This window comes from Flavobacterium sp. ZT3R18 (assembly GCF_007097385.1).
Lineage (GTDB): Bacteria > Bacteroidota > Bacteroidia > Flavobacteriales > Flavobacteriaceae > Flavobacterium.
Map to the genome: position 1 here is coordinate 89,936 of NZ_VJZS01000004.1, position 12,141 is coordinate 102,076.

General features: G+C 34.1%; 6 protein-coding genes. 3 read left to right on the forward strand and 3 right to left on the reverse strand.

From position 1 onward, the window contains the following. Nucleotides 1-82 precede the first annotated feature (82 nt). Together FNW52_RS06255 and FNW52_RS06260 are read left to right on the forward strand one after the other, a co-directional pair. Nucleotides 83-919, forward strand: a complete 837-nt coding sequence (locus FNW52_RS06255) for a TorF family putative porin (protein ID WP_143376608.1) — start codon at nt 83-85, stop codon at nt 917-919. A gap of 594 nt (nt 920-1,513) precedes the next feature. After that, entirely contained in the window at nt 1,514-2,599 is a 1,086-nt protein-coding gene (locus tag FNW52_RS06260; protein ID WP_143376609.1) for an outer membrane beta-barrel protein, read from the forward strand. Nucleotides 2,600-2,917: 318 nt separating this feature from the next. Here the strand turns inward: FNW52_RS06260 and FNW52_RS06265 are convergent, their stop codons facing one another. The 3 genes from FNW52_RS06265 to FNW52_RS06275 all read right to left on the reverse strand — a co-directional run bounded on the left by FNW52_RS06265 (nt 2,918) and on the right by FNW52_RS06275 (nt 8,455). Next, nucleotides 2,918-4,924 (reverse strand): amidohydrolase family protein, encoded by a 2,007-nt coding sequence (locus FNW52_RS06265; RefSeq protein WP_143376610.1) that lies wholly within the window; start codon nt 4,922-4,924, stop codon nt 2,918-2,920. Nucleotides 4,925-5,387: 463 nt separating this feature from the next. Continuing rightward, the gene (locus FNW52_RS06270) at nt 5,388-6,263 is read right to left on the reverse strand and encodes a carbon-nitrogen hydrolase (RefSeq protein WP_143376611.1); all 876 of its coding nucleotides are present in this window, start codon (nt 6,261-6,263) and stop codon (nt 5,388-5,390) included. Between the two features lie 41 nt (nt 6,264-6,304). Then, nucleotides 6,305-8,455: a CehA/McbA family metallohydrolase gene (locus FNW52_RS06275; RefSeq protein WP_143376612.1), complete on the reverse strand. Its 2,151-nt coding sequence runs from the start codon at nt 8,453-8,455 to the stop codon at nt 6,305-6,307. A gap of 329 nt (nt 8,456-8,784) precedes the next feature. Between FNW52_RS06275 and FNW52_RS06280 the strand changes: the two genes are divergently transcribed. Next, nucleotides 8,785-11,433: a TonB-dependent receptor gene (locus FNW52_RS06280; RefSeq protein WP_143376613.1), complete on the forward strand. Its 2,649-nt coding sequence runs from the start codon at nt 8,785-8,787 to the stop codon at nt 11,431-11,433. Nucleotides 11,434-12,141: the final 708 nt, after the last annotated feature.

Below are 12,141 nucleotides of genomic sequence, written 5' to 3' on the forward strand. Positions count from 1 at the left end.
GTCTTTACTGGGCTTATGTATCTTAAATTCAGTGCTAAATTTAACCAAAAACCAAAAAACCAAAACCAAAAACCAAATTAAGATGAAGAAAGCAGTAGTAGTTTTAGCTTTAATGTTAACGAGTAGTTTAACATTTTCACAAGATACCCCAACAGATGCGAAAGCTCAAGAATCAACGGAAAAAGAAAGCAAGTTTGCTGCTGGAGTTGATGTTGTAGCTCCTTATTTATGGAGAGGAATAAAATACACTAGTAATAAAGTAGCATTTCAGCCCTATGCTTCCTATGCTTTTACGGAAAAATTGACAGTAGGAGTTTGGGGAACAACCAATTTTTCTAATGCAGCAGATGCCTATAATGAATTTGATTGGTATGTATCCTATCAAGTTATGCCAATTATGAAAGTTATGTTGAGTGATTATTATTGGCCTGCAACTAAAAAAGCTCATGAGGAGGATAGTGCTAAATCCAGAGATTCTTATTTCAACTATTCAGAAGGATCGGCTCAAACTTTGGATTTGTCATTGTTGTTTGATTTTTCAGACAAAGGAGTGCCTTTAGATTTTCAGTGGAATACCATTGTGGGAGGGAATGATTACGATGCTGATGGAAATAGAGCTTTTTCTTCTTATGCGGAAGTTGGATATACACATTCAATAGAAAAAATTGGTGTTGATTTTAGACCATTTGTTGGTGCTGTGGTTATCAATGGAGGGTATTACGGTACAGATGCCGACGGTAATGCAGGTTTTGCATTTACAAACGTTGGTTTGAATGTATCCAAAGATATCAAATTCTCGGAAAAATTCAGTATTCCTGTTTTCGTTAGATATACTTATAATGAATTAGGGTATGTAAATAAAGATGATGAATTAATCCATAATTTTATTTCTGGTGGTGTTACTTTTACTATCAAATAGTTCGAATCCAAAGCTTTTATTTAATTTCAAACAATCAATTTGAAATTGTATCTGTGATAAAACTTAGTGGAGTAGTCTTTACTAAATAGTTGTATTTTTTTTTTAGAATCCTTAAATTCATTTCAATGATGAGTTTAGGGATTTTTTTTGTTCCAATGAAAAGTAAGTGTAATGTGTTTTTCGGATTTTGGTGAAGGATGCTTTATTTCTGAGGTGTAAGTCAAAGAATTTATTTTTCGAATTTATTTGTTTTTAAAAATAGTAATAAATTTAAATACCCCTATTTTTAAACAGGTATGATTTTTTAAAGTAAAATTATTAGGGGGTATTGTTGCTTATTTTTAGTTTAGATTCAATTGTGCTATTAAAATTATTGGGGTTGTTTAGTAAAATGTTGATTATTGAATTTGTAAAATAGTTGTAGAAAAACGGGAAATACATATTATTTCCCGATGATTTTTGGATATTGATAATTCTTCTCATAAATTTTAAAAAAAGTCTTTTTGGTAATCAAAAGTTAATAATTTCACGCCAATAAATAACCAAAACCATTTTTTTTTAAGCAATTAAACTACTAACCAAAAACAATATAACATGAAGAAAGGAATAGCGATTATAGTATTGATACTAACGACAAGTATGACATTTGCGCAAGAATCAGCAGGGTCTCCAGCAACCATATTTGCAGGATCGGCAGATGCGTATTATAAATATGATTTTTCGGGCGTTCCAAATGGCTATACCAGTTTCACCAATACGGATAACTCATTTGAATTAGGAATGGTTTCCCTTGAAGCCTCTCATAAATGGAAAAAAGCTTCCGTTTTTGTGGATTTAGGGTTTGGAGCTAGAGCCAAAGAGTTTACTTATAATGATAATCAATATTCATTTATGATTAAACAATTGACATTTACCTACGACATCTCAGATAGCTTTAAAGTTACTGCCGGTACATTTGGAACCCACATTGGGTATGAGTTGCTAGATGCGGTAGATAACAAAAACTACAGTATGTCTTATGCTTTTACTTACGGACCATTCTTTAATACTGGGGTAAAAGCACAGTATACTTCGGGTAAATTCAGTTTTATGGCTGGGGTTACGAATCCTACTGATTTTAAATCGGCTATGGAAACTAGTACTGATGCAAAAACTTTTATAGGACAAGTTGCTTATGTGGGAGAAACAGGAAGTGCTTATTTTAATGTGTCAACAGGTGCTTCTAATGGAAGTCCGATAAGAGATGGCAATGGTGATGTTATTGCACCTTCGGATGAGGATAAAACACAGTTTGATTTTGTGGGAACAAAAAAGCTGGGAGATAAATTCGCAATTGGATTCAACGGAACGTATGCTGTGACCAACAATAATATAGATGGAGACTTAGATGGGGAATGGTTTTCATTAGTGTTGTATCCGACTTATACATTCAGTCCTTCTCTTTTGTTAGCGTATAGATTAGAATACATGGATACAAAGGAGGCTGCCGCTTCAGTAGGAGCCATAGCTGGATCTTCTATAATTGGGAATACATTATCTTTAAATTATAAAGTCGGAAACTTAACGATTATACCAGAATTTAGAATTGACTCTGCTTCAAATGACATTTTTGAAGATAAGGATGGAGCATTCAAAGGGGTAAATTCATACGCTCTAGTTGCCGCCACTTATACATTTTAAGTTGTAACTATTCTGCTAGTTTTCAGTCTCAGTTTTCAGTTTTCAGCCCAAAAAGGGTTTGGGTTTTAAAATAGTTCTAAAACAAACTCCCATTTTTAAAAATATTGTTAAGAAAGTGAATTATATTGTTTACGGTCAATTCTGAAAACTGCGACTGCGACTGAAAACTATAACCTGAATAGATACTTAAGTTTAATATTTTTTTTTTTGCTGTCAGGATCCTATTATGGGGTTTTGGCAGCTTTTTTATTTGAAAAGATTAAGCCCAAAAATCATTATGCTTTTCATAGCTTTGAATTTTTGGGCTTTTTAAAATCTTTAAAACTCATGTAAACCCGTGACTCTTTTGATCGTTATGGATTCCGTTTTTGAATAGTTATTAGTAGCTGCAATTGTTACTTTATACTTTCCTTCTTTCAATTTTGAAACGTCAATGTTTTTGTTCATTATTTTTCCAGAATGCTTAAATTGTATTGAACTTACCAATTTTTCATTTGCATCTTTGATTGTAACTGTAACGGTATCTGGATTTTTGTTGTTGAATTTAATATGAAATTCATCGTCAATATCTTCAGTAGGATAAACAATACTAGAAGCTGTTGGATTGATTTTCGTATCAATTGCGGAATTAAATGTTAGAGAAACATAGACTTCTTTTCCGCCAAGCAAGGTCAATTCTACTTTTGCTTTGCTAATGGTATTTACTGGAATGGTAAAAATATCCCTGTCCAAAATGATAAGATCAGCATATTTTCCAACCTCTAATGAACCCGTTTTGTCTTCTTGTCGCATTACATAAGCAGCATTGATCGTATAGCATTTTACAGCTTCTTCTACATTTGGCAATGCTTGTGGTTTTCTCGTTACTGCATTTTGAATCCCGTCCAGCGGATTTAAGGAGCTCACATCATAATCACTACTTAAGGTTACTTTAGCTCCAGTATCCCAAATCGATCGAAGCGGAATTTGCACATTTGATCTTTCTTTTCCAATAAATTCGTCATTTTCATGCCAATGATTCGGCTGAGCAAATTCTCCTACCACTTGCATATCTGCAATGGTATTCAATTTTTTGAAGCGGGGAATGTCTTTAGGATCCACTATTTCAAGATGTGTAATTCGATGTCTTGCACCAAGATCTCCGTTTGTTTTTCGAGCGCCTTCAATGGCATTTAAAGTTTCACTGATCGCTCTGTCTCCTATGGCATGAACATGAAAATCGTAGCCTACTTTTTCTAATTCGGTTATAAAATGAGTCATTCTTTTCTCATCAATATAATTCAAACCTTTGTGACCAAAAGTGAAACCTAAGTCTTTTGTATATGGCTCTTTCAGTGCTGCGGTAGTATTAAAAGTAAGTCCATCACTGTACAATTTGATTTCATTAATACGCATTAAATCATCTCCTTTGTCATACATTTTTTTCATGTTTTCTATAGTGCTTTGGTCAGTATCGCCAGGATATATCCATGGCGTAAGCATTACTCTTGCTGTCAAGAGATTGTTTTTCTTGATGGCTGCCCAAGTTTCAATAAAGTTTTGTTTCCAATACGTCCTCGCTTCACAAAAAGAAGTTATTCCGTTTTTTGCAATTAGCGGAAGTCCAATGTTTACTAAACCATCATAGTTCATTTTTTCGATAGTGGGATTGATTGCAATCGCTGTTTGAAGAGCAATATCCCCAGCATTATCCAATAAAATTCCGTTAGGTTCTCCTTTGGCATTTTTCATGATATAGCCACCTACAGGATCTGTTGATTGTGCTGTAAAGCCCAATAATTTTAGGCCAGCCGAATTTACCCAACACGAATGAGAGGTATATTCCCAACAAAACATAGGCTCTACGGGAGAAATTTGATCTAAAATCAATCGAGGTTCTACTTTTGATTTCATTAAAATTTCAACACTATGACCAAAAGCCATTCTCCATCCATTTGAATTTACAGGAGGCACATTTGCTTTTAATTCTGTTAGATATTGATCTGGATTGGTAATTCCTTCGGTAAAGAAAAAATTGCCAATTGCATCAGTAAAAGCTTCCAATGGGTGCATGTGTACATCGTGAAAACCGGGTAATACCAGTCTTCCGCTTAAATCTTTAACTTTCGTTTCTTTTCCGATATACTCTTTGGCAGCAGCATCAGTTCCAGTAAAAATGATTTTGTCTTCTTTGATCGCGATGGCTTGATCAAAATGCCCGTCTTTGGTATATACTTTTGCATTTACAAAAACGGTATCAGCTATTTCTTTTTCTGCACTGCAAGAAAAGACAATGAAAATTACAGTTAAAAGTAAAATGAAGTAAATCACATTTTTTAATTTCATGATATTTGGTTTAATTTATTTTGTTAAAAAGTATGCGAATCAAGAGTTGAAAATCTATTTTTTGTGCCGTTAGGCACTAAATATTGGTAGAGAATTAAATTCTCAATGTGCTCAATGTCCCGTAGGGACTATACATTTTTACAGTATTAGACATGAAAAGGGATTGTTTAGTCCCTAACGGAACAAAAATGCTGATGGAATTATTTTTCTACCAATATTTAGTGCCTAACGGCACATTTTGAACCCTTGATTCGTATAAAGTACTTAATTCTATAATAAAAGCATTTTTAATTTACATTCCTTTTAAATAGCTAATAAATAAAACTACCGTTGTAAAAAGATTTACCATATAAGAAAGATAAGGGCATATAAGTATTGCTTTCTTTATCCTAGCTTAAATGACCTTATATTTCTTATATGGTTAAAAATTAATGCTGTTTATTTTAGCCTTAAAAAGTTGAATTTACTCTTGATTATTGCCAATAAATCGTCTCTTAATGGGCTCATAAGTATCAATTCTTCGGTCACGGAAAAACGGCCATCTTTGACGGTAAAACTCGGATTTTGCTAAATCTAGTTCTTGAACATGTGAAACTTCGCCTTCATGAGGTGCTTGGTACAAAACCGATCCATATTGGTTGGTTATAAATGAACCTCCCCAGAATTTCGTGTTTCCTTCGATTCCTATACGGTTAATACTCACAACATTTACACCATTAGCCACCGAATGCGATTTTTGAATGGTTTGCCAAGCATTAAATTGCTCTTTGTTTGTTTCCTCGTCTAATTCATGATGCCATCCAATAGCGGTTGGGTAAAATAAAATTTCGGCCCCCATCATGGCTGTAATTCTCGCCGCTTCCGGATACCATTGATCCCAGCAGATAAGAACTCCAATGGTGGCGAATTTAGTTTTAAATACTTTATATCCGGTATCTCCGGGAGCAAAATAAAATTTTTCATAATATCCTGGGTCATCAGGAATATGGTTTTTTCTGTATTTTCCTAAGTAGCTTCCATCTGCATCGATCACAACGGTTGTATTGTAATAAAGGCCTGGTGCGGCTTTCTCAAACAAAGACAATACCAAAACTACATTTAATTCTTTGGCGATTACGGAGTATTTTTCAGTGGTTTCTCCCGGAATAGTTTCGGCATAATCAAAATTGGCATAATCTTCAACGTCGCAAAAATATAAGGATTTGTATAATTCTTGCAAACAAATAATTTGCGCACCATTTTTGGCCAATTCATAGATTTTAGCATCTATTTTTTTTATGTTTTCTTCTACTACTTTTGAACAGGATATTTGTGCAATCCCGATGTTTACTTTTGACATGGTTTATAATTTAAAGGTTTTTATTTGTTAAGTGGTTGGTTTTAAGGTTGATTATTTTCTAATAAATCTTTGTATATTTTAATGGCTTCATTGATTCGGTCGTTCATTTCGTCTTTATGTTTGAGCCACAATTCATTTATTCCGGGAGCGGCTTCGTGGTATTCAATTTCCAATACTTCCTTTAGATTATTATCGCGTAAGGTTTCTAGGTATCCGATTTGCTCTTGTACGGTTTCTTTCAGTATGTTTTTTTGAAGATGTCCAGACGCGTCTATATGTACATACGTAGCAGCTGAGTGCGCCAATGCTCGGTCTTTTCCGGAAGCTCGAACAGCCATCCACGATCCTTTTTCTATGGTTTGTTTGTATTCTAAAGTAATTGTGTTTGCTCCATTTGTGGCTTTTACTTTTTTGACCACTTCGCCATTGATTACTAATTCTAAACAGTCTAGCGTATCAATTTGTATGTCATTTTTGACTTCTGCTTTTACATGAATAACGTCCCCTTTTTTGAGTTCTAGGGTAGCGCCCATCGGCATATCATTGACCGAGAACGATAGCATCGGCCCATTGGTTACAAAAGTGTTTCCCGCTTTAAATCCTTTAAACCAGTTCTCAGGAGTAAATGCGCCATCAATTTTGACATAGCTTCTTACCGAACCCGGATGGTCTAAATACGGAAAATCAGAACCTGCAATAGGTAATAATTTATAACCTAAACTTAAAAAATGATACCAAAGATGCGTTTGCATTTCGCCATATTGCATGATTTCTAAAAAGTCTATGACTCCCAAAGGCACATCCAAAGCCAAACCGCCTTCATCGTTAAACCAATCTCTATCCACGTGTGCATAACCCGTTGTACCCCCTTGCTTTTTGTAGGCCGCCAATACTTTGTGATATAAAAAATAGTCGTCTCTATTGTGTAGATTTTTGGTAATATTCAAAGCGATAGTATGACCATGATGTACGGTTCTTGGATCTTCTACTCCAGAAACCAAAGCGTGGTCTCCATTAATATATTGTCCTTCTTTTCCATACGCATATTGATGAAAGTGTGTTCCTCCAGGATTTCCCATTTCTAAAATATTAGAAACATGAACATCTTCGGCTTGCATGATTTGGTTAAGTGATTGGTTGATTTTTTTTGTACGTTGAAAATGAATGTGTGCATCTCCAGAATACCAGTTGTTTTCGGGCATGTTAATCCATCGCTTTAAAGGAATTTTCAAATCGGTGTTCTCTTTTTGCGTTATCTCAAACTCGGTTTCGGATATTAGATATTCAGGGCCTTTACTAATAATCATTTTATATTTTCCGATGGGTAAATTGGCAGTATAATTTCCATCAGTATAGAAAAAATGCCTGTTTTCCGAAGGCCAATAATCAGGTCTCCATCCCTGTGATCGTAAGAATAATTCATTTTTTTTATCTGAAAAATAATCGAATCCAATGGCTTTATTTGAGGGTAAAGGCATCCAGTTATTTTCTAAGGCATATATTCCGATTCTTGCGGGTACTATTTTTCCGTTTTCGTCAGCCGTGGTTACTTTTAATTTTCCTTTGGGTTTAGCAGTTGCCACTTTCTTATCTCTTGTAATGATAATATTGCTAATAGTAAGCGTATGGGTATCGTCCATTTTTAAATTGAAAGCATCAGCACCAATTGCAGTAATTGTAAAATCGGTTCCGGCATGGCCACTATTGACAAAACGAGCTCTTTCTAGAACTACTTTGGCTTCATACCAACCATTTCCGATAAGTGTTGAAGTAGCAAAAACTTGAGCCATAGATTGTACATTTTTATCGTACGCAATGGTAAAATTTTCGCATCCTTTGTCTCTCATTAATAGGGTAAGCGTAATATCTTCATCTACATCATATATAAAGGCATCATCTACATCAAAAGAAAAGTAACTTCCTGTTTGGCAAATTTTGCCATCTACTAGGGTTTGAATGGGCATTCCTTTTCGGGGATACGATTCTATTCCAAACGAAAATCCCCAAGTCGCCGTGACTACTTTGGTAATGTTTGGCAATTTCCAATCCATCTCAAGAGTCCCTCTGGGATCATCGCTATGGGTATGATCAGCAGGTGTAAAGTGGCTGTGTTGTGCCTGCAAAGAAATAGGTATTATAAACCCCATTATTAGCACTATAACTCTTAATTTAGAAATTGAATTGGTACACATATTATATCTTTATTGGAGTGTAATTTGTCCCGAAAAAGGATTCTTTTTTAGGATTTATTTTTTCAAAGATATATTTTATTTTACAAAAAACAAGTGTATTTTTGTTTTGTAACTAACTAATTTTTAGATATTTAGACTAAGTTTTGACCTGTTTGACCACGTTTGACTTAACTGGATTTTTATGATTTTTTATTGATTTTTAAATGCTGTAAATCAGCGGTTTAAAAATATTGTTGGATAATTAAAATTGACTCATTTTAATATTCATTTGACTCAAATACATTTGATTTATAATTATTTAAATTAACTAACCAAACCACTTAATTAAAATGAAAAAAGAATATCTAAAAAGAATTTTATTTGTGTTATGTACATTAATAGGATTCGGCGCTTTTGCACAAAATACGGTAAAGGGGAAAGTGATTGATAAAAATAATAATATCCCTTTATCTGGTGTTACTATTTTAATTCAAGGTGATAAAGCCGGAACTATTTCTGGTTTCTCAGGTGAATTTACAATCTCTAATGCTAAAGCTTTTCCTTGGACGCTTGTATTTAGTTATATGGGTTCAAAAACGAAAACTGTGGTTGTAAACGAAAATACCAGTTCACTTTTTGTTGATTTGGAAATTGATAATAGTGTCTTAAAAGATGTGGTAGTTACGGCCAACAAAAGAGCTCAATCTTCTCAAAAAGTAGCGATGTCAATAACGACACTTTCGCCTACTAAATTAGCTCGTTCTGGAGCCGAAGAGTTTAAAGACTATGCTATTGGAATACCAAACATACAGTTCAATCCATCGGGTGACGGGAACTCTGGTAGAGCGAGTTCGAATGTAGCCATTCGTGGAATATCAGGCGCTAATACAACAGCGATGTATCTTGACGACACTCCGTTACCCACCAATATTAATATTAGACTAATGGATGTTGCTCGTGTAGAAGTTTTGCGCGGCCCTCAAGGAACACTGTATGGTGCCCGTAATATGGGTGGAGCTATAAAGACAATAACCAATCAGCCTTCTGTAAAAAAAACGAGTGGATCATTAATTGCAAATGTTTCAACGGTAAAAGAAGGGGGACAGGATTATAGTTTTCAAGGAATTGCAAATGTTCCATTAAGTTCAAAATTAGCTTTAAGAGTAGGAGGTTTTTATGATTACCAATCCGGTATTTTTGAAACGAAACTGAACCCATTAGCCGTTGTTCAAAATAAAAACCCTATTGTAACAGTTACAGACGGAACCAACAGTATCGATATTAATACAGATGGTTGTGATATTTGTTTAACAAAGGACAAGCAAAATGTTGGTAATGTAAATCAGTATGGTTTTACGGCCAGTTTGGGTTATTTCCCAACGGATAAAATTAGTATTATTCCAAAAGTGATTACTCAAAACATAAAAGGGGGAGGGTATGATTTTGCCGAAAGTGAAACGGGTTCTTTTCAGTCTCAAGGAAATTGGAATCAAATAAGAGCTTCTGGGATTCCAGAGTCATTTACAGATAAATGGCAGTTTTATAGTTTGACTGCAAAAGTTGAAACCGATTATGGTTCATTTATTTCTAGTACTTCTTATATGAATAGAAATATTTTAGAAAAAGAAGATTCAGGCGAAATCACTTTGCGATTATTTAGTTTCTGGGATCAAATATGGAATCCTTCGGCGGGTAAATACAATATGTGGGCGTATTATATGTCTAGAGAAGTTCAAAATAAACAATTTAATCAGGAAGTTAGATTTCAATCTAATTTCAAGAATAAATTCGAATTTACAGCAGGAGCCTACTATTCTAAGGAGGATAATACTGCAGATTGGCTTGCTCAAGAAAATGGGAAAGGCTATATAAGTTACATTAGTGCCGCGCAATGGGGAAATTATGATGAAGCCAATAGACAAAATATAAAACAAACCGTGCCTATTTACAACTATTTTGGGACAGACATTAATTCGGAAGTTGCTGTTTTTTGTGAACTGTACTATAAATTCACTCCAAAATTGAAAGCCACAGTAGGTCTTCGTTATTTTGATGCAAAAACTACGAAAGATGTTTATGACTGGGGATATACCGTTTATGACGGTGTTACTGTAAATCCTGATGGAACTCCCGATTATCAATCTAGCAAAACGGTGGTGCAAGGGACAAGCAAAGAGAAAAATGTCATTCCTAAGTTTAACTTAACCTACGAAATTTCTAATAATAAATTAGTGTATGCTAATGCTGCCAAAGGTTTTCGTCTTGGAGGTGTAAACGACATTGTAAATAACTATTTAAGTAGTGGTCAATTAATAGAATTGGGATTTGCTGATGGGAAACAACCTGCTAATTATGAATCGGATTATTTATGGAGTTATGAAACTGGATTTAAAGGGGCTTGGGCAAATGGTAAATTGATTACCAATGTTGCGGTTTTCTACAATGATTGGCAAAATTTACAACAATCAAAAGCACTTAATTCTGGCTATTCTTTTATCAGTAATGTTGGTAACGCAAGATCGTACGGGTACGAAATAGAACTTAGAGCAAAAATCATAAAAGAATTAGACATTTCTGGAGGGTACGGATATCTTAATGCCGAATTAAGTGAGGATGTACCAACATTGGGAGCTCAAAAAGGGGATGAAATTTTGAATACAGCCCCAAATTCAGCAAATGTTTCTTTAGATTTTAATAAAGAATTGTCTAATAACAAGCAATTGTATGCTACTGCAAGTTACCAATACATGGATAAAAGATACGGTTCTTTTGCCCCAGAAATTGATGTGAATAAAGTATATGGTTCATTTAGCGTAGTAAATGCAAGGGTTGGATTGCAAATCAAAAAATACGATCTCTCCATTTACGGAAATAATCTAACCAATACTTTTGCTAATTTAGGATCTCCAAATGCTTTTAGTGGTGATTTAACGAGCAGACCCCGTTACACTGTAAACAGACCGATTACTTTTGGATTTGAAGGAAGATATTCATTTTAATACAATTTGTTTTTTTTTATTAGTCAGAGTTTATCAATACTCAAAAAGGCTTATTGTCTTTTGTAAAAGTTGATATTTTGGTATTTTTGGTTAACCTCGGAAGTTTTTGCTTTCGAGGTTATTTTTTTTGGGGTAATACCACGGCATTATACCAAAACTTTTGGACTAAAATAGAATAACTAAATTCCGCATTAGACTTCATGATGAATAAAAATTATAATTAGTATCCCAATGTCGTTTTCTCAAGGTTTGTTTTGACAAACAGGAGACGATTAAATTCTTAAGGAAATTGCATTGATTAATATCCTGTAAATTATTAAACTTTTGGGATTATTAGATTAACAAATACAATTGGTATCACCCATCAAAACCCCGACAGGGGTGTAATGATTATAGAAAAATATATAACGTCGCTGAGAAAACCCTGAAGGGGTGAAATTGTTTTTAATCCTTATTGTGTTAAAAATAAAACATTGATTATAAATCTTTTAAGATGTGGAATTGCCACCCCTTCGGGGTTTTTGGACGATGAAATTGCTTATTCCTATAATCATTTTACCCTTTCAGGGTTTCCAGAGGACATCTAAGATTGCATTTGTCCCGTAATAATCAAGAATGGTAATGATTTCTAATGAGGAATTTGGGTTAAAATCTAATTTCCAAATATTTTAAACCATTAAGAGATTAAGAAAGACTGTAAATCTTAAC